At 71.5% G+C, this 18,561-nt stretch carries 13 protein-coding genes and 1 pseudogene; 4 read left to right on the top strand and 10 right to left on the bottom strand.

Features of this window, described 5'->3' with window-relative positions; all coding sequences use genetic code 11:
* Positions 1 to 50: 50 nt before the first annotated feature.
* The 5 genes from FF041_RS09330 to FF041_RS09310 all read right to left on the bottom strand — a co-directional run bounded on the left by FF041_RS09330 (position 51) and on the right by FF041_RS09310 (position 7,900).
* Positions 51 to 1,400, bottom strand: a complete 1,350-nt coding sequence (locus FF041_RS09330; RefSeq protein WP_323391499.1) for an ATP-grasp domain-containing protein — start codon at positions 1,398 to 1,400, stop codon at positions 51 to 53.
* On the bottom strand, positions 1,397 to 2,665 hold the full coding sequence (locus FF041_RS09325) for an MFS transporter (protein WP_153521922.1): 1,269 nt from the start codon (positions 2,663 to 2,665) through the stop codon (positions 1,397 to 1,399). Before FF041_RS09325 ends, FF041_RS09330 begins: the two co-directional genes overlap by 4 nt.
* Positions 2,662 to 4,725, bottom strand: a complete 2,064-nt coding sequence (locus tag FF041_RS09320; RefSeq protein WP_228388099.1) for a PEP/pyruvate-binding domain-containing protein — start codon at positions 4,723 to 4,725, stop codon at positions 2,662 to 2,664. The genes FF041_RS09325 and FF041_RS09320 overlap by 4 nt, the downstream gene beginning before the upstream one ends.
* 394 nt (positions 4,726 to 5,119) lie before the next feature.
* Complete coding sequence (locus tag FF041_RS09315) at positions 5,120 to 6,346, bottom strand: serine hydrolase domain-containing protein (protein WP_153521920.1); 1,227 nt, start codon at positions 6,344 to 6,346, stop codon at positions 5,120 to 5,122.
* Positions 6,347 to 6,421: 75 nt separating this feature from the next.
* The gene (locus FF041_RS09310) at positions 6,422 to 7,900 is read right to left on the bottom strand and encodes an alpha/beta hydrolase (RefSeq protein ID WP_228388101.1); all 1,479 of its coding nucleotides are present in this window, start codon (positions 7,898 to 7,900) and stop codon (positions 6,422 to 6,424) included.
* Positions 7,901 to 8,284: 384 nt separating this feature from the next.
* On the opposite strand from FF041_RS09310, the gene FF041_RS09305 reads away from it, so the two are divergent.
* Both FF041_RS09305 and FF041_RS09300 read left to right on the top strand, forming a co-directional pair.
* Positions 8,285 to 8,422: a hypothetical protein gene (locus FF041_RS09305; protein ID WP_153521918.1), complete on the top strand. Its 138-nt coding sequence runs from the start codon at positions 8,285 to 8,287 to the stop codon at positions 8,420 to 8,422.
* An 86-nt stretch (positions 8,423 to 8,508) separates the two neighbouring features.
* Positions 8,509 to 9,573, top strand: coding sequence for a protein kinase family protein (locus tag FF041_RS09300; protein ID WP_323391497.1), 1,065 nt, complete (start codon positions 8,509 to 8,511; stop codon positions 9,571 to 9,573).
* Positions 9,574 to 9,675: 102 nt separating this feature from the next.
* Here the strand turns inward: FF041_RS09300 and FF041_RS09295 are convergent, their stop codons facing one another.
* The 3 genes from FF041_RS09295 to paaK form a co-directional block, all read right to left on the bottom strand.
* Entirely contained in the window at positions 9,676 to 11,523 is a 1,848-nt protein-coding gene (locus tag FF041_RS09295; protein ID WP_153521916.1) for a transketolase, read from the bottom strand.
* Positions 11,524 to 12,006: 483 nt separating this feature from the next.
* Positions 12,007 to 13,173, bottom strand: coding sequence for a S8 family peptidase (locus FF041_RS09290; protein WP_153521915.1), 1,167 nt, complete (start codon positions 13,171 to 13,173; stop codon positions 12,007 to 12,009).
* Between the two features lie 530 nt (positions 13,174 to 13,703).
* The gene (paaK, locus tag FF041_RS09285) at positions 13,704 to 15,041 is read right to left on the bottom strand and encodes a phenylacetate--CoA ligase PaaK (protein ID WP_153521914.1); all 1,338 of its coding nucleotides are present in this window, start codon (positions 15,039 to 15,041) and stop codon (positions 13,704 to 13,706) included.
* Between the two features lie 354 nt (positions 15,042 to 15,395).
* On the opposite strand from paaK, the gene FF041_RS09280 reads away from it, so the two are divergent.
* Positions 15,396 to 16,580, top strand: coding sequence for a thiolase family protein (locus FF041_RS09280; RefSeq protein WP_153521913.1), 1,185 nt, complete (start codon positions 15,396 to 15,398; stop codon positions 16,578 to 16,580).
* 344 nt (positions 16,581 to 16,924) lie between these two features.
* The gene (locus FF041_RS09275) at positions 16,925 to 17,539 is read left to right on the top strand and encodes a hypothetical protein (protein WP_228388098.1); all 615 of its coding nucleotides are present in this window, start codon (positions 16,925 to 16,927) and stop codon (positions 17,537 to 17,539) included.
* A gap of 39 nt (positions 17,540 to 17,578) precedes the next feature.
* Here the strand turns inward: FF041_RS09275 and kdpC are convergent, their stop codons facing one another.
* Entirely contained in the window at positions 17,579 to 18,202 is a 624-nt protein-coding gene (gene kdpC, locus FF041_RS09270; RefSeq protein ID WP_323391496.1) for a potassium-transporting ATPase subunit KdpC, read from the bottom strand.
* Between the two features lie 22 nt (positions 18,203 to 18,224).
* Positions 18,225 to 18,561 (bottom strand): annotated as a pseudogene (locus FF041_RS09265) (potassium-transporting ATPase subunit B); the annotation flags it as partial.

The raw sequence follows: 18,561 nt of genomic DNA, 5'->3' as shown, positions 1-18,561 counted from the left end.
CCTCAATTCCCGGATTTCGCTTCCGCCGCGAACACGAATCCCCCAGGGATTCAGCCGAGCCCCGACTCAAGGCCGTTGAGCACGGAATTGCAGTCCTTCAGCAGAGTTCCGGCGTCGGCGGCCGTGACCACGAAGAGCCCCAGCCAGTTGGCGGCCCCGGCGGCCGGATCGTAGACCGGGATCGGGCTGCCGGGCGGCAGCTCGAACGCCGCCACCGGTCCGACGGCGCTGCCGGGCGACAGCAGCCGTGACCAGTCGACCTCCCCGTGGCTCCAGCGCGGGCGGCTGCTCCAGGGGACGCCGGCGGCGTCGGCGGGCACGACGACCAGGGACGCCGCCGCGCCCCGCCCCTCGGTGAGCATCCGCTCCGGATAGTCGACCCGTTCGCCGAGCAGCTGCCGTACGAGCAGGGCGATCGGATCGAGTCCGAACACCTCCTCGATCTCCCTGGTGATCATCACCCCGCCGAATCGCGCGGCGGTCTCGATGACGGCGACCCGCCCGTCCGCCATGAGCTTCAGCTCGGTGTGGGTGCCGCAGGTGTCCAGCTTCAGGGCGTCCACGGCCTGCCGTGAGATCTCCTCGACACGGCGCTGCGACGCCTCCGGCAGCACACAGGGCGCGGTGCTGGCGACCTCGTTGAACGGCGGGATCGGCGGCAGCCGCGCGGTGATGCACAGAGGGTGGTAGACACCGTTCGCGACGATGCCCTCGACGCTCACATAGTCGGCGTAGCCGGGCCGGTCGTACCAGCTCCCGGCGGAGCCCTCCACGATCTCCTCGACGATCAGATGACCGTCCGCGTCCGGCTCGTACAGTTCGCTCATCCGTATGCCGCGGCCCTTCTCACGGGCCCGGACGAACCGTGCCCAGGCACTGGGCGCCTCCTCGGGCGAGTCCAGCACCACCTGGGCGATCGAACCGGCGCTCCAGGCCGACTTCAGCAGCACCGGCGGCGTCAGCTCGGTCAGCGCGGTGCGCAGCTCCGCCTCGGAGCCGACCCGCCGGAATGCGGGGACGGGCACCCCAGCCGCCTGCCAGGTCTCCCGCATGAGCCGTTTGTCGCGGGCCCGTCCGGCGGCGGCGGACCCGGGGCCTGGCAGCCCCAGCCGGTCCGCCGCATGGGCTGCGGCCAGCACCGCGAACTCGGACAGGGTCAGCACGGCGTCGGCGCCGACGCGTTCGGCGGCGCGGACGATCTCGTCGGCGACGGCATCGCCCGCACCGGGGTCCATATGCGCCTCGGCGATGCTCGCGCAGTGCGGGCGCCAGAGCTCCTCGGCCGCCGTCGGCAGTGGCATCAGCGCCAGCACATGCAGCTCAGCGCAGGCGGCGATGCGCGGAAAGGCGTGCTCCAGCGCGGTGCCGCCTTTGGCGTAGACGTAGAGCACTCTCTTCACGCGGCGTTCTCCTTGGTGACGGCGGGCCGCTCGCCGGAGTCGTCCGGCCCGGCGCGGCGCACCCGGTGGACGAGGACGGCGAGCACTCCCATGAGCAGAATCGTGCCGATGGCGACATGGACCAGGAACTGATTCATCTGGCCCCGGGACAGATAGCCGCCCAGGGCGAGGACGACCAGGGCGCAGACGGCCCGGTCGATGAGGGATTCGGTGGAGAGCAGGGTGGCGCGGTGCGCCGAGCCGGGGATGGCTCCGTTGACGAGCTGCCGCTGGATCGGGAACAGCAGCCCGGCGGCGAGGGAGAAGACGCAGAGACAGATCGCGGCGCCGATCAGCCCGGCGGGGACCAGCAGGGAGAGCGCGAGGGCCATGACCGCGGTCAGCAGGAACACGGCCCGTACCTCCCCGAGCCGCCGCAGCCAGCCCGACCGGGCCGCCCCCGCCAGCTCGAAGAGGGTGGTGCCGGCCATCATCACGCCGAAGGCGGCCAGGGGCAGGTCCTTGGCGGCCAGCACGGGCTGGAAGAGATTGGTCTGGCCGACCCGTACGAGGGTGAAGACCGCGACCCCCTGTGCCATGACCAGGGCCAGCAGCGGCGAGCGCCGCAGCATCCGCCCCGCGGCGAGCTGGTCACGGGGCGACCAGCTCTTCCGCCGTCCGTCCCCGTCCGGCCCGGTGGAGTCCCCGGGTCCGGGAGGCAGCGCGGGCAGCCGCAGCGCCAGCAGCACGCCGACGGCGCAGCAGAGCGCCGAGAGCACATAGGGCGAGGGGGTGCGCCACTCCATGAGCACCCCGGCGGCCGGCAGGCACACGATGCGGCCGGTCAGGGCGTAGGCCCGGCCGCTGCCCTCGGCCTGCTGGTAGGCGGCGACCGCGCCGCCGCGCTGGAGCCACTCGTACAGATAGGCGCTGCCCGCCCCCGAGACCAGTGAGTTCGCGAGGGCGATGAGCAGGAAGTGGGCGAGGAATCCGCGGTAGGACGGCCAGAGCACGGGGACGAGGTTGGCCGCTGTCAGCAGGGTGGCGCCGATCTGGACGAACCGGCGGTAGTCGAACCGGTCGGCGAGTGCTCCGGTGGGGATCTCCAGCAGACAGAACGCCAGATAGTAGATGCTCTGGATGCGGAAGATCTCCGTCTCGGAGAGCCCGCTGTGACGCTGGTAGACGTAGAAGACGGGCAGCCACCAGAGCAGGCCGGTGAACAGCTTGAACCCGTTGTACGTCCGGATGACCCGCCGGGCGCCGGGTGGGGCGGCCGGGGTCATGCTCCGGACCGGACCTGGTAGGGGCGTATCTGGAGGAGCCGGATCAGCTCGCCGTCCAGGGCCCATTCGATGTCGACGGGGGTTTCGTAGAGATAGTCCGGGGAGAAGTGCGACTGGAGCAGCCGGCCGATCAGCGCCAGCCGGCCGAGCGCGGCCTTGGCGCGGGCGTCCAGGTCGTCGGCGGCCGAGCCGAGCGAGACGGTCCGGCCGCCGCCCTCGACCGTGTTGTAGAGATGCTGGAGCGGTGCTCCGACGCCGTCCACGACATCGGCGACCGAGCCGGTGGCGATGTTGGCGTACACATTGCGGAAGTCCCGGGAGTCGAGCGGGTTGCAGGTGACCAGGACGCCGCCGAGCGGAACGCTCACCTCCTCCTGGACGATCACTCCCATGTAGGAGTCCTCCAGGGTGATCCCCGCCTCGTCGCGCAGCCGTACGGCGCGCGCGGACGCCACGGACGCCCATACCTCCCGGACGCCGTCGACGATGGCGTCGATGGTGCGTGCGTGCCGTACGGACTCATAGACTCCGGCGGCCGAGAAGCCCTCCAGGTCCTCGGCGTTGGAGGAGCTGCGGACCACGAAGCGTCCGACGCCCGAGAGATGGGCGACGACGGCCTCGTCGATCCGGGCCCGGATGTCGTCGGGCAGCCGGGTGGTGGCGATCAGGTGCTGGAGCTCGGCGCAGAGCGAGTCGAGCGGCCCGGCGCCGGTCTCCAGCACCATCTTGAGCCGGCCGATGGTCTGCTGGATGCGCGGGGACGACTCCAGGAAGCGGCGCTGGAGCCAGAACGGCAGCGCGATGCCGCGCGGCACCTGGGCATGCTTGCGGACCAGACGCGCGGCGGCGGCCGACAGCGCCGCGGCGTCGGCGGGGCCGTGCACGCCGAGCCGGCGGGCGAGATGGTCGAGCAGATCGGCGCGCGGCGGGCGGGGCACCCGGTAGAAGCCGAGCCAGCGGCGGGAGCCGTTCTCCAGCACGCCGATGAGCTCGCCGAGGTTGGCGGCCTTGGTGCCGTACCGGTAGTGGTCGCCCATGCGGAGCCGGGAGAGTTCGGCGATGGGGGCGGCGCCGGTCTCGGGGGGCTCCAGTACGACGCGGTCGGCGGCCCAGGTCCTGCCCGGGTCGGAATCGGAGCCGGGATCGGAGCCGGGGCCAGGGCCGGCGGGCGGCTCGGCGGGCTCCACCCGCGCCTCGGCGGCGTCCGCGCTCACCTCGTAACGGACCCACTCCCCGTCGAGTCCCGCCGCGTCGAGACGCTCGACGATGCCGGTCTGAACAGCGTTGGGGATGCCCCATCCGGTGGCGAGGACGTTGGTGTGCGAGAGCGGAGTGGTGTGCTCGGCGTTGATCATCCCGGCGACGCGGGGGATGTCGTCGGGAACCCTCGGCATGACGACGATGTCGTGCCGGCCCGGCGGGTCGGCCGCCGCCCGGTAGGCCGCCTCGGTACGGAAGACCCGGAGTCTGCCGTACGCGGCCCCGGGGTTGAGAGGGGCGTACGCGCCCTGGGCGAACAGCTCATGGGCCAGCAGCCGGGGCAGCTCGGCGGGCGGGATGTCCGCGACGGAGCTCTCCTGGAGATGGTTGGCCGGCTTGAGGAACAGCGGCGCCGACGGCTGGATGTGCTCGCGTACGCACCGGTAGAAGTCGAGCAGCATGGCTCCGGTCATGGTGTCGGCCTCCACCGTCTCCAGGGAGAGCAGGACCGATTCCGCGCCGTCGCCGTCCGTCCGCCGGTGCAGGGCGAGGAGTCCGAGATAGAAGCGCCGGTCGGGGCGGATGTACATATCGTGGTTGAAGGCGTCGATGTCGCGGAGCAGCTCCTCCAGCGGCCGGTGGAGGATGTGCCGTGCCATGTACTGCACATGGAGCGGATTGCCGGTGCTGTCGATGAAGTGCAGTGTCGATTCGTCGAGATCGGCGACGACTTTGACGAAGGGGAAGCCGGCCAGGCTCCCCGCGATTCGCATCAGGTCCGGTACGGCCAGGGGGAGGTCCGGCTCGCCGGGGACGACGGCCGTGAGGGATCGTCCGGTCCGGCCGGCGGCGCTCACCATAGGTGATCGACCGCCTTCGCGAACGGTGCTGGAGAGCCCGTGCGGGCAGGGCTGTTCATCGGCGTTCACTCCTGCTTCTGTGTGCTGTCCGCCGCTGTGGTCGGGTCATGGCGGAAGCGGCCGGTGTCCCCACTCCGGTGCCGACGGCGAAGGTCTGTCCGCACGGGCCGGTGCGGAGGAGACGTCGCTGTCGCACCGCTCATGGAAGTCACCGGGGCCTGTGCGGCCCTAAAGCGGAATGCGCGCCGAGCCGCCGCGGCGGTCGGACTCCGGACAGCACGCGGTCCCGGCTCCGGGAGAGGGGATGTCTCCGGGAACCGGGACCGCAGGTCACCGTACGGGGCCGCCGTGGGGACGGCGGGCGAGCGGGCCGACGACGACCTGTTTCAGCCGATCAGCGGGCGATCGGACCGACCTTGCCCGCCTTGGCGGCCTTCCCCGCCTTGGCGGCCTTGGCACCGCAGAACGCGGCTTCCACGATGGCCGGGGACCAGTTCCAGTCCGCGTTGACGTTGACGGAGAGCGTACGGCGGCCGTCCTCGGTGGCGACGGTCTCGGACAGGGCGCCCGACGCGCCGCCGCTGTGGCCCCAGACCTTGACGCCGCAGCTCGTCCGGTAGCTGTAGAGGCCGAGCCCGTACTCCGTATAGCCGGCGACGGGACCGGCGTTGGGGTGCATCGTCTTCATCGCCTTGAGCTGCTCGGCGGGCAGCAGCCGGCCGCCGAGCAGCGCCCGGAAGAACCGGTTGACGTCGCCGGTGGTGGAGATGATGTCGCCGTCGGCGAACGCCTGCGACCCGTTCTGCTCCGTGACGTCGAAGTATTCCGTCGCGTTGGGGTCGTCGGAGAGCGCCGAGTACGCCTTGCTGTGCGGGTTGGGCATGGTCACGCTATTGCCGGGAAGGGTGGTGTTCCGCATGCCGAGGGGCTTCAGGATCCTCTTGCGGACCTCATGGGCGTAGGAGTTCCCACTGGCCTTCTCGATGATCATCCCGGCGAGTACATACCCGGTGTTGGAGTACTGGTGCCTGGCGCCCGGCGCGAAGTCGGGCTGGTGCGCCAGTCCGACCTTCACGGTCTGGAGCGGTGTCCAGGTCTCATAGCGGCTCTGGAGATACTCCTTGGTGAAGAACTTCTTGCGGTACCCGGGGTCCCCCATGTACTCGAAGAGCCCGCTGGTGTGGTCGAGCAGCTGCCGTACGGTGATCTTGCGGCCGTCGTTGCCGTTGCCCTCGACGACTCCCGGCAGCCAGTGCTCCACGGTGTCGTCCAGGCTGAGCAGACCGTCGGCCTCCTGGTCGAGCAGCACCGTCGCCACGAATGTCTTGGTGATGCTGGCGATGCGGTACCGCTCATCGGCGCGGCGCGGCTTGCCCGTCTGGAGATCGGCGACCCCCGATGTGCCGTTCCAGACGCGGTCCCCGGTCCTCAGCTGGGCGATGACACCGGGGATCCCTGCTTTCACCAGATCGTCCATGGCCTGCTGGACGCCCTGGTGCCGCGGGGACTTCGGAGCGCCGGAGCCGGAGTCCGCCTGCGCGGGGGCGGTGAACGCGGTGACGGCCACCGCCGCCGCTGCCAGCCCGATCACTCCGGTACGCGCCATCGTTCGTACTGTCATACCTCTGTTGCTCCTTGACTGTTCTCTGTGCACCGCGCACCCCATGCCGGTTCCCCCGGGGGGTGTCGCGGTGCGTCACGCCGTGGTCGATGGGCGGGTCAGCGGCAGCGGATCGGGGCCGTCCGAGCGCTGCCCGCCCGGCGTCGGCTCGCAGGTCACGTCCTTGGCCGGATAGGCGCCGGTGGTCAGATAGCCGGTGGTGAGGGAGTCCACGCACAGACTGCTGCCCGTGGTGTAGATGCCATGGCCCTCGCCTTCCTCGACCAGGACCATCCGCGAGCTCTTCATGTCGTCGCGCAGTCCGCGGGCGCCGGGCAGAGAGGTCTGCGAGTCCCATTCGTTCTGCAGGATCAGCGCCCGGACGCCGTTGTCCACCGTGGTGGGCGGTTCGACGGCCTTGTCCCAGAAGGCGCAGGGGTTGATGTGGGAGGCGAAGTCGCCGTACAGGGGGTAGCGCGCCTTGTCGCGGACGGCGTCCTTGCGGTACGTCTCCGGGTTCTTCGGCCAGTCGGCGTCACCGCAGGTGACGGCCCACAGGGAGGAGGCCGCGTTGTCGTCCATGCCACCCGTCTCCAGGTCCTCGGTGGGTTTTCCGGCGGCTGCCTTCTTCAGGGTCACGACCAGTTCGGCCGCGGACTTCACGGTGTGGAACGGGCGGCGGGTCAGGGCCCGGATCTGATCGCCGGTGTACGGCGTCGTGCCGACGACGACGGGCTCGCGGTCCGCCTGCTTCACGATGCGCCAGAAGGTCCGGTCGACCTTGGCGGGGGTGTCGCCGAGCCGGTAGACGTCCGAGCGCTTCGCGGTCCACTTGGTCCACCGCTGGTACGCCTTCTGGCTCTCCGAGCCCCAGAGCCTGAAGTCGGTGCGCCAGACGCGCTTCGGGTCGACGGCGCTGTCGAGGACGATCCGGTCGGACCGCTGGGGGAACAGCTCGGTGTAGACGGCCCCGAGATAGGTGCCGTACGAGTACCCCAGATAGCTGATCTTCTTCTCGCCCAGCGCCGCCCGGATCCTGTCCATGTCCCGGGCGGTGTTACGGGTGGTGAAGTGCTGGAGCGCGCTCCCGTACTTCGCACGGCACTTGTCGGCGAAGCCCCGGGACAGGGCGGTGTCCCGGGCGAAGGTCTCCGCCTTGTACGGACGCTCCACATCCCTCTCCTCGGGGCTCAGCCCGCAGGCGAGGGGGGTGCTCCTGCCGACGCCCCGGGGGTCGAAGCCGATCAGGTCGTACCGGTCCTTCACGGACCGGGGCAGCCCGTTCAGCTCGACCGGCATGTCGAGCCCCGGGCCGCCGGGTCCGCCGGGGTTGATGAACAGCACGCCACGGCGCTTGTCGGGGTCGGCGGCCTTGATCCGGGATATCTCGACATCGATCTTCCTGCCGCCGGGACTCCGGTAGTCCAGCGGCACCTTGACGGTGGCGCACCGGAACGAGGCGGGCGTGTCCGGCCCGCATCTCTGCCACGCCGTCTTCGCCGTCTTCTGTGGTGCGGAGCGGTCCGGGGCTGCCGCCGCCGGGGCCGCGGCGAGCGCGGGAGCGAGGGACGCCATGACGCTCAGCGCGAGCAACGGCGCTGTTCTCCGTCGTACCTGCACGGATGTGGGTTCCTTCCCTACGGTGAACGGGATGAGTCGACCCTCCCCCGGCGCATGGGCCGGGGGAATCATCCGCCGAGTCGGGGTTCTGTCGAACTCCGGTCTGACGATCACCGGAGCGACTACCTCTCGGGTAGCACTGAATTCAGGCCATGGCATGGAGAGTTGGCGACATCCGCGCGGGGCAACCGGCGGTGAAGGGGTCCGCGCCCACGGGTTCAGGCGCGGGCATGGGCACAGGAACGGGTTCGGGCGCGGGAACGGGAACAGGAACGGGCACGGCTATGGCTCGCTTCGGTGAGCGGCGTCCTCAGAGTCAGAGGTGGGACGGTCCCGCTCGTGGACCTCGGCGAGAACGCGGACGCATGCGCCGAGATCGCGATCAGTGCGGTGCCGGATACGGCGTGCCCGTTCTCCACCGGGCGCGGCAGCGTCTTCTCTGGTCATCGGAGCATGGAAGCACAACCCGACCCGTGATCTTGTCGTCCATGTTCCCGTACAGTGCGGTCGAGAGCGTGTTCGGGCATGGTGGGAGAGGGATCGGAGCCCAGGTGGAGCCAGCGGTGAAGCGTCCCGACGCATCGCGCGGCGCGCGTCTCACCGCGCACAGCGCCGTCGCCACCTCCCTGGCCCTGCACAGCGATCACGCGCTGGGCGAACTCGTGGACGCGGCCCGGCCGATCGGTTCCGGCATCGGCGGGAAGTCGGCCCTGCTGGAGGTCGACGGGATACCGGTCTTCGTGAAGCGGGTGCCCCTCACCGACGTGGAGACGCGACCTGAGCACGTCCGGTCCACGGCGAATCTGTTCGAGCTGCCCGTCTTCTGCCATTACGGCGTCGGCACCATCGGCGGGCCGGGCTTCGGGGTCTGGCGAGAACTCGCCGTGCACACCATGACGACGAACTGGGTGCTCGCGGGGGAGAGCGAAAGCTTCCCCCTGATGCACCACTGGCGCGTACTGCCGGACTCGACGCCCCTGCCGGAGGAGCTGGCCGACATCGACCGGGCCGTCGCCTACTGGGGCGGCGGATCGCAGGTGCGCCACCGGATCGAGGCGCTCCAGCGGTCCTCGGCGAGCGTCGCGCTGTTCCTGGAGTACATCCCACAGAATCTGCACCAGTGGCTGGGCGAGCAGCTGGCAGCCGGCGGCGAGGCCGCCGACCGGGCCTGCGCCATGGTGGAGAGGGAGCTGGAAGCGGGGACCTCGTTCATGAACAGCCGCGGTCTTCTGCACTTCGACGCCCACTTCGAGAACATCCTGACCGACGGCCGGCGCCTCTTCTTCGCGGACTACGGCCTCGCGATCTCCTCCCGGTTCGCGCTGTCGCGGGAGGAGGCCGGCTTCTTCGACCGGCATCAGACCTACGACCGCTGCTATTCCCTCGCGCACCTGGTGAACTGGCTGGTCACCGCCGTGCACGGATACGGGAGGGACGACCGCGAGGCGCAGGTGCGCGCGTATGCCCGGGGCGAGCCTCCCACGGGAGTCCCGGAGGCGGCAGCGGCGATCCTCAGCCGCCATGCGCCGCTCACGGCGGTGATGGCGGACTTCTTCCGCAAGTTCCGGAACGAGAGCAGACAGGCCCCGTACCCGCTGGCGGAGATCGACCGGATCGGCCCCGGGTAGCGGGCCGGCCGACCGGCCGAGGACCCCGGCTGTCCGGTGCGGTGCGCGGGCCCCGCCCCGGCTGACTTCCCGGCCCCCGCCGGTACGCCGCGCTGGCCCGCCTCAGGCGACGACGACCTCTCCCACCAGAAGCCGTACGGCCGCGGCGATCGACTCGGCGTCGATGCCGGCGTGGTGGAGCTGCTGTCCGGGGGTCGCGGACGCGGGCATGGTGCGCACGGCGAGACGGACCAGCCTCGGCTGCGGCCGGCCGTCGGCGAACGCCTCCGCGACCGCGTCCCCGATACCGCCCTCGGGCCGGTGGTCCTCCACCGTCACCAGACAGTCCGTCGCGTCCGCGGCCTCCTGCAAGGTCTCCGCGTCGACGGGCTTGACGGAGTAGAGGTCGATCACCCGGATCCAGATGCTCTCGGCGGCCAGCAGATCCGCGGCTTTCAGCGCCTCGTGCACGGTGACCCCGGCACCGATCACCGTGACCCGGTCCGCCGCGCTGGAACGCAGCACCCTGCACCCGCCGACCGGGAAATCCTCGTCCGGCCCGTACAGCACGGGCATCGCCCCGCGGCTGGTGCGCAGATAGCCGATGCCCGGCAGCTGGGCCATGTGCTGGACGAGGCGGGCGGTCTGGTTGGCGTCGCAGGGGTAGAGCACGGTGGAGCCGTGGACGGTGCGCATCATGGCGATGTCTTCGAGCCCCATCTGGGAGGGCCCGTCCTGACCGATGGCGACCCCGGCGTGGGAGCCGCAGAGCTGGATTCCGGCCTCGCTCACGGCGGCCATCCGGATGAAGTCGTGCGCCCGGGTGAGGAAGGCGGCGAACGTCGCGGCGAACGGCAGATAGCCGCGCGCCCGCATTCCCACCGCGGCGGCCACGAGCTGCTGCTCGGCGATGTAGCACTCGAAGTAGCGGTCCGGGTGGGCCTTCGCGAACGCCGCGGTCCGGGTGGAGTCGCCGACCTCTCCGTCGACGGCGACGACATCGCCGCGCACCGATCCGAGGGCCGCGAGCGCGGCCCCGAAGGCGTCCCGGGTGGCGGTCTCACCGCCGACGCGATAGCGCGGCGCCGCGATCTCGCCGGCCGCGTGCGCCGTCGTGGTCAGCACCGGGTCCGGCGGCCGGGCCACATCGACCCGGATGGACCGTACCCCGCCCAGCTCCTCGATCGCCCGCTCGGGATGCGGCAGCGGTCTGCCGTGGAAACCCTCCTGATCGTCCACCTCGGCGACGCCCCGGCCCTTGTGGGTGCGGGCGATGACCGCCGTGGGCCGGTCCTGCGCGGCCGTGGCCTCCTGGTACGCGGCGTCGATCGCGGCGACGTCATGGCCGTCGATCTCGATCGTGTGCCATCCGAAGGCGCCCAGCCTGCGGGCGTAGGCGTCGAGGTCCCACCCCTCGCGGGTGGGACCGCGCTGGCCGAGCCGGTTGACGTCGACGATCAGGGTGAGACGGTCGAGCCGTTCGTACGCGGCGTGCTCGGCGGCCTCCCAGATGGAGCCCTCGGCCATCTCGCTGTCCCCGCAGAGCACCCAGACCCGGTACGGAAGCCGGTCGAGCCGCTGTCCGGCGAGCGCCATGCCGACGCCGATCGGCAGCCCCTGTCCCAGGGAGCCGGTGGCCACGTCCACCCAGGGCAGCCGGGGAGTGGGGTGACCCTCCAGGGGGCTTCCGTCCTGGCGGAAGGTGAGGAGCTCGTCGTCGTCGATCACGCCGGCCGCCCGGTAGAGCGCGTACAGCAGCGGGGAGGCGTGCCCCTTGGAGAGGATCAGCCGGTCGTTGCCCGGATGATCGGGCCGGTCGAAGTCATAGCGCAGATGGTGCGCCAGCAGCACGGCGCCGAGGTCGGCGGCCGACATCGAGGACGTCGGATGCCCGGACTGCGCCGCGTCCGCCGCGCGGACCGCGTCCACCCTCAGCTGCTGTCCCAATTCCTCCAGCTGTCTGTTCTCCATGTCATCGCTCCTCGCTGAATACTCCGCACCGCGCATCCGTCGCCGCCGGAGGCAGCGGCGGCGGCTACAGCGGGTAGTCGGCCGGATCCGGCGGCGCCGCCCCGGTCCGGTCCCGCGGCGTGCGGCGGAGAGCACGGGCGGCGGGGCGCCCGGTGAACCCGCCACCGGCCACGACGGCACCCGGACGGCTCGCCCTCGCCTCCACCGGTCCCGCGGACGGCGCCGTATCCGCACGGCCCGTCCCGACCCTCACTACTCAGCATTCCGGCAACTGCTCCACCGCGCCCCTTCAGGCCCCGAACCCGTCGCACAGAGCCACCAGGAGGTCACACCCGGCGCGCGGACACCGGTACCGGGCATGGTCCGCGATCGACGCGACAGGGCCCGGCCGAATATCCGACCGGGCCCCTGGACCACTGCTGGTTCTCCCCTACCCCCGCCCGGCGGGTGTGCGACACCCCCCGGAGCGGGGTCGGGGACGGATCACAGCGTGGACTTGAAGAGCAGGCGGTTCGGGGTGCCGGCGATGTTGCCGCGGATCGCGTTGGCGGTGCTGTTGTTGATCACCCAGTTGTTGACGGTCGGGCTGGAGGCGTCGCCGTAGGCCGACTTGTAGAGCGCCGCCACGCCCGCGACGTGCGGCGCGGCCATCGACGTACCGCTCATGCTGGTGGTGCCGCCGCCCATCCGGGTGGAGACGATGTTCACACCGGGGCCGTAGAGGTCGGCGCACTGGCCGTAGTTGCTGAAGCTCGCCTTGTTGTCGCCGGAGTCCGAGGCGGCGATCGAGAGGGCGCCGGGAGCGCTCGCGGGAGAGAAGTTGCAGGCGTCCTGGTTGCTGTTGCCCGCCGCGACCGTGGTGTGGACGCCGGAGTTGGCGAGGGCGGTGGCGGCGTTGTTGAGGGCGGCCGAGTAGCCGCCGCCGAGCGAGGCGTTGGCGACGGCGGGCTTCACGGCGTTCTGCCGGACCCAGTCGAAGCCCGCGATGATGGCGGAGAACGATCCGGAGCCCTGACAGTTGAGCACCTTCACACCGCGCAGCTGAACGCCCTTGGCCACCCCGTAGGTCGAGCCGCCGACGGTGCCCGCGACATGGGTGCCGTGACCGTTGCAGTCCTGCCCGTTGCCGCCGAAGGCGTCGAAGACGTTACGGGCCCGGCCGCCGAAGTCGGGGTGCCCGGGGTCGATGCCGGAGTCGATGATGTACGCGGTGACGCCGGCGCCGGTGCCGCCGTAGGTGTAGGTGCTGTTGCGTCCGCTGCGCTGGTCTATGCGGTCCAGTCCCCAGGGCGCGTTGTTCTGCGTCGCGACCGAGACGGACTTCTGGTCCTCCTCGATGGACACGATCCGCGAGTCCCCGCGGAGCGCCGTGAGCTGGCCCGGGGTCAGGGACGCGGCGAAGCCGTTGAGGACCTCGTCGTACACGTAGTCGGGGCTGACCGACCGCGCCTCGGCGACGGCGGCCGGGTCGGACCCGGTCTTGACGGTGACGATGTAACGGCCCTTGATCTCGCCGGCGGCCGGGGCTTCGGCGACCTTGACCAACGGGGTCGGCGCCGCCGCGGCGGAGCCGGTGGCCGGGATCAGGGCGAGCGGGAGAGCGAGACCGAGAGCGCCGACGGCGAGGCCGCCGAGGTGAGTTGTGCGCATGGAGGGCTGACACCTTTCATCGTCCGGCCGCACATACCGACGGCCGGTGAGTGGGGGAACACGCCGCTGCCGCAAGGGATTACGGGATCACCCGCAGGGAGACGGGTACGGGGGCGTGGAAGGTGGAACAGCTCGCCGCCACAGGGCGGCGGTGGTGGTGCGCGGGTGCACACAGGGCGCAAAGCGCAGGGCGGCGACGAGGACCGTCCGTGCCGAACCATCCGTCCCTCGCGACGGGATGGCGGGCACGCTCCAACTCGGAGGCCGGCAAGCGGGATCGCCGCTATTCGTGACTCCGTGTCCGCTGTGCGTGCGACAACATACCCGGTCAACAAGGCGTTGACTACAGTTGCAATGGACATGATCGGTCGGGGATACTGCCGCACCTGACCGGCCGGACCGGACGCCCGCTCCGGGGCCAAGTCCGGTCCGCCCAGCGGGGCGCGGGCGCGCGCGGGCCCGGGGTCAGCGCCGCTGTGCCCGGAGCGACCGCCGACGGCGGACCGCCGACCGGATCGGCCCGGCGGCGGTCACTGCTCCCGCAGGTCGGCGACGCGACGCAGTTTGCCCACCGAGCGTTCCAGGGTGTACGGATCCACCACCTCGACCGCGACCGACACGCCCACGCCGCCCTTGACCGCCGCGGCGATGGACGCGACGGCGCTCCCCCGCTCCTCGGGGGTCGCGTCCGGGCGGGCCTCGACCCGTACCGTCATATGGTCCATACGCCCGCGCCGGGTCAGCCGCAGCTGGAAGTGGGGCGCGACGGCGGGGGCGCGCAGCAGGATCTCCTCGATCTGGGTGGGGAAGACGTTCACCCCGCGCAGAATGATCATGTCGTCGCTGCGCCCGGTGACCTTCTCCATACGCCGGAAGGCGGGCCGGGCCGTGCCGGGCAGCAGACGGGTCAGATCGCGGGTGCGGTAGCGGATGACGGGCAGCGCCTCCTTGGTGAGGGAGGTGAACACCAGCTCTCCGCCCTCCCCTTCGGGCAGTACGTCACCGCTGAACGGGTCGACGACCTCCGGGTAGAAATGGTCCTCCCAGATGTGCAGTCCGTCCTTGGTCTCCACGCACTCCTGGGCCACACCGGGGCCGATGACCTCCGACAGTCCGTAGACGTCCACGGCGTGGAGGTCCATCCGCTCCTCGATCTCCCGTCGCATCTCCTCCGTCCACGGCTCGACGCCGAGGATGGCGACCCTGAGCGAGGTGGTGCGGGGGTCGACGCCCTGTTTCTCGAACTCGTCGAGGAGGGTGAGCAGATAGGAGGGGGTGATCATGATGATCTCGGGCTGGAAGTCCTGGATGAGCCGCACCTGACGCGCGGTCATGCCGCCGGACGCGGGGATGACGGTGCAACCCGCGCGCTCGGCGCCGTAGTGCGCGCCGAGACCGCCGGTGAACAGTCCGTACCCGTAGGAGATATGCACCTTGTGGCCGGGGCGGCCACCGGCGGCGCGGATGGAGCGGGCGGTCACATCGGCCCACATGGAGAGATCGTTCTCCGTGTAGCCGACGACGGTGGGACGCCCGGTGGTGCCGCTGGAGGCGTGGAGGCGGCGGACCTCGGACATCGGGACCGCGAACATCCCGAAGGGGTAGGAGTCCCGCAGATCCGCCTTGACGGTGAACGGGAACCGGGCCAGATCCGCCAGGGAACGGCAGTCCCCGGGCCCGACCCCGGCCTCGTCGAACTTCCTCCGGTACAGCTCGACATGGTCGTACGCATGCCGCAGGGCAGCCCGCAGCCGGGTGAGCTGAAGCGCTCTCAGCTCCTCGCGGTCCATCCGCTCCCCGGCATCGAGCAGCCCGGCCGGGGGCCGCTCCCCCAGACGCGGAGGTCCGGCCGTGGTGTCGCCGCTCATCGTGACTCCTTCGCCCATCGGATACCGCGGCCGGAGCCGCGGAACTCCGCGATCACCTCGTCGCCGCGCGGGAACACCGCCGCCGGGATGCCGCCACGGCCCGACCGGACGGCGCGCGGGCCGGCCGTGGCGTCACCTGGGCCGTGCCGCCTCCGCCACCGCCTTGTGAACCGACCGATCATTCGGTTAGCGTGCGGCACGCCCAGTAATCCAGCCTCCGAACCGCATGTCAAGAGGTGGCACGCATGCCCGAGAACGCCCCGGAAAACCCCGGCTTCTCCGTACGAGCCCCGCTGGCGCAGCCGGGCCCCGCCGTCCGCTCCCGCCGTCCGGCCCGTTCCGAGGAGACCCCCCATGCCTGAGGTGTATCTGGTCGAGGGAGCCCGTACCCCGCAGGGCCGCTACGGCGGCGCCCTGGCCGGCGTACGGCCGGATGATCTGGCGGCCCTGGTCGTCGGCGAGGCCGTCCGCCGGGCCGGGATTCCGGCGGACGCGGTGGACGAAGTGATCCTCGGAGCCGCCAACCAGGCCGGGGAGGACAACCGCGATGTGGCCCGGATGGCGGTGCTGCTGGCCGGGCTGCCGCACACCGTGCCCGGATACACGGTCAACCGGCTGTGCGCCTCGGGGCTGACCGCCGTCGCCTCGGCCGCACAGGCGATCCGTGCGGGCGAGGCCGACCTGGTGGTCGCGGGCGGGGTGGAGTCGATGACCCGGGCGCCGTGGGTCATGGCCAAACCCGGCACCCCGTGGGCCCGGCCGGGTGAGGTCCACGACACCTCGCTGGGCTGGCGGTTCACCAACCCCCGCTTCGGGGAGAGGGAGAAGACGACCCTGTCGATGGGCGAGACCGCCGAGGAGGTCGCCGCCCTGGACGGCATCAGCCGCGCCGACTCCGACGCCTTCGCGCTGCGCAGCCACCGGCGGGCGGTCGCCGCTCAGGAAGCGGGCCGCTTCGACCGGGAGATCGTGCCGGTCCCGGTGGGGGACGCGGAGGTCACCCGCGACGAAGGCCCGCGTCCCGCCACCACCCTGGAGAAGCTGGCCGGCCTGCGGACCGTCTTCCGCGCGGACGGGATCGTCACCGCGGGCTCCTCCTCGACGCTGTCCGACGGGGCCGCCGCGCTCGTCGTCGCGAGCGGTACGGCCGTCGAGCGGTACGGACTCACACCCCGGGCCCGGATCGTGACCTCGGCATCGGCCGGCGTCGAACCGCATCTCATGGGCCTGGGCCCGGTCCCCGCCACGCGGAAGGCCCTCGAACGCGCCGGATGGCGGATCGGCGATCTCGGCGCGGTCGAGCTGAACGAGGCGTTCGCCGCGCAGGCGCTGGCGGTCGTCCGGCGGCTGGAGCTGGACGAGGAGAAGGTCAACGCCGACGGCGGGGCCATCGCACTGGGCCATCCGCTGGGCTGTTCCGGTGCACGCATCCTGCTCACCCTGCTCGGGCGGCTGGAGCGGGAGGACGCCCGCCGGGGACTGGCCACGCTGTGCGTGGGCGTCGGGCAAGGCGTCGCGATGCTGGTGGAACGCGTCTGAGCGGGCCCGTGCGCAGGACGCCGGTACGGGTGGTGGGTGCTGAGCGGTCCATCCGTACGAGACCCCGGCGCGGGTGGTGGGTGCCGAGCGGTCCACCCGTACGAGACCCCGGTACGGGTGGTGGGTGCCGAGCGGTCCACCCGTACGGAAGGACGCCGCCGGTCGAGCGGCACACGGGCGCGGACCGGGCGACGGCGGCCGTCCTGGGCTCCGCCCGCCGTGACGGGCGCGCGGCCGGGAAGCACCCGCGCCCGCGCCCCCGTCCGGCGACGGCGATGCCGTAAACCATTTCCTCCGGCCGGCCGGGGCGGGAGAGACTCGCCGCGTCAGCGGGAGGAGAGATCATGGCGAGACCCTCGGTCGGAGCGGCGTTACGCCGCTGCGCGGAGTGCGGCGGATACGAGTACGGCGGCGTGCCCGGCTGCGCTTCCTGCCGCGAACTGGTGGACGGCATCGTGGAAGAGGAATGGTCTGCCTTTCTGCGCCGCTGGGAGGTCAGCGGCGACCAGGACCAGGAAGCCGCGCTCGCCGAGATGGTGGCGGCCGAACCCGACCGGCACGACTGGCGGGTGGTCGACGCCGCGCTCGACAGACTGGTCTGCTCGGAGTGCGGTGACCGGCTCAGCCGGGGCCCCGTCGGCTGCTCGGCCTGCGACCTGGCGCACGGCTTCCGCCATATCGCGATCGAGACGGACCGGCCGGGCGCGGCGCCGGGCAACGAGCACGCCGTCCGGGTCAATGTCTCGGTCGTCCGCCGGCCTCAGGTCACCTCCGAGAACGAGGTCCTCGCCCGACGGCTGATGCTCCCGGTGCTCCTGGTGGGTCTGCTGCCGGCCGTCGAGACGGCCCAGCGGGTGAGTGCCCTGGTCAAGAGGAGTTCCCGGGCGGAGCAGATCCGTCTCCTCGAACGGACCGTCGAGGAGATGGTCCGCCGCGCCGGCCCGGCGGCGGCGGACTGAGGCGGCCGGGGCTTCCACGGCGGGGCTCGTGCGGCCAGGTCAGCTCAGTCCGCGCAGATCACGGTTGAGTTCCACCACATTGACCCGCTCCTGCCCGATGAAACCGAGGTCCGGCCCCTGGACATGGCGGGCGATCAGCGCCCGGACCCTGCCCGGGGCCAGGCCGCGGGCCCGGGCGACACGGATGGCCTGCGCTCTGGCGTAGGCGGGTGAGACATGGGGGTCGAGGCCGGAGCCGCTGGCGGTGACCGCGTCGGCTGGGATCTTGTGCGGGGGTACGCGGTCGAAGGCGGCGATGGCGGTACGCCGCTCGTCGATGATCCGAAGCAGGTCGGGGTTGTTCGGGCCCAGGTTGGAGGCGTTGGAGTACAGCGGGTCGTACGGTCCCGCTCCCTGTCCGCCGTCGGCGGCGGAGGGCCGGGGCTGGAACCAGCGGGGGTCGGGGGCCGCGCCGGCGGTGGTGAAGCTCTGGCCGATGAGCCGGGAGCCGACGGGTGTGCCGCGGTCCTCGATGAGCGAGCCGTCCGCCCGGTGGGGGAAGGCGAGCTGGGCGACGCCGGTGACGGCCAGGGGATAGACGAGGCCCGTGACGGCGGTGAACACCAGGAGCATGCGCAGGGCGGACAGATGCCGGCGGAGCGCGGGTGGGAGGTGGCGGGACACAGCGCTCTCCTTCTGCGCACCGTCAGCGCAGGCCGGGGATGAACTGGACGACGAGGTCGATGAGTTTGATGCCGAGGAACGGCAGGACGAGGCCGCCGAGACCGTAGAGCCAGATGTTCCGGCTCAGGAGCGCGGCGGCGGAGGCGGGCCGGTAGCGCACCCCGCGCAGGGCGAGCGGGATCAGCGCCACGATGATCAGCGCGTTGAAGACGATCGCCGAGGTGATCGCGGAGGTCGGGCTGTGCAGCCGCATGATGTTCAGCTTGTCGAGGCCGGGATAGACCGCGGCGAACATGGCCGGGATGATCGCGAAGTACTTCGCCACGTCGTTGGCGATGGAGAAGGTGGTGAGGGCGCCT

This window comes from Streptomyces jumonjinensis, from assembly GCF_009600885.1.
Taxonomy (GTDB): domain Bacteria; phylum Actinomycetota; class Actinomycetes; order Streptomycetales; family Streptomycetaceae; genus Streptomyces; species Streptomyces jumonjinensis.
The sequence above is the reverse complement of the archived record's forward strand: the minus strand, read 5'-3'. Positions and strand labels throughout refer to the sequence as shown.

Coding starts and splice junctions, on each gene's coding strand:
- paaK (WP_153521914.1), bottom strand. CDS start 15,041: ATGAGCGGCGACACCACGGCCGGACCTCCGCGTCTGGGGGAGCGGCCC.
- FF041_RS09280 (WP_153521913.1), top strand. CDS start 15,396: ATGCCTGAGGTGTATCTGGTCGAGGGAGCCCGTACCCCGCAGGGCCGC.
- FF041_RS09295 (WP_153521916.1), bottom strand. CDS start 11,523: ATGGAGAACAGACAGCTGGAGGAATTGGGACAGCAGCTGAGGGTGGAC.
- FF041_RS09290 (WP_153521915.1), bottom strand. CDS start 13,173: ATGCGCACAACTCACCTCGGCGGCCTCGCCGTCGGCGCTCTCGGTCTC.
- FF041_RS09320 (WP_228388099.1), bottom strand. CDS start 4,725: ATGGTGAGCGCCGCCGGCCGGACCGGACGATCCCTCACGGCCGTCGTC.
- FF041_RS09315 (WP_153521920.1), bottom strand. CDS start 6,346: ATGACAGTACGAACGATGGCGCGTACCGGAGTGATCGGGCTGGCAGCG.
- FF041_RS09325 (WP_153521922.1), bottom strand. CDS start 2,665: ATGACCCCGGCCGCCCCACCCGGCGCCCGGCGGGTCATCCGGACGTAC.
- FF041_RS09275 (WP_228388098.1), top strand. CDS start 16,925: ATGGCGAGACCCTCGGTCGGAGCGGCGTTACGCCGCTGCGCGGAGTGC.
- FF041_RS09310 (WP_228388101.1), bottom strand. CDS start 7,900: ATGGCGTCCCTCGCTCCCGCGCTCGCCGCGGCCCCGGCGGCGGCAGCC.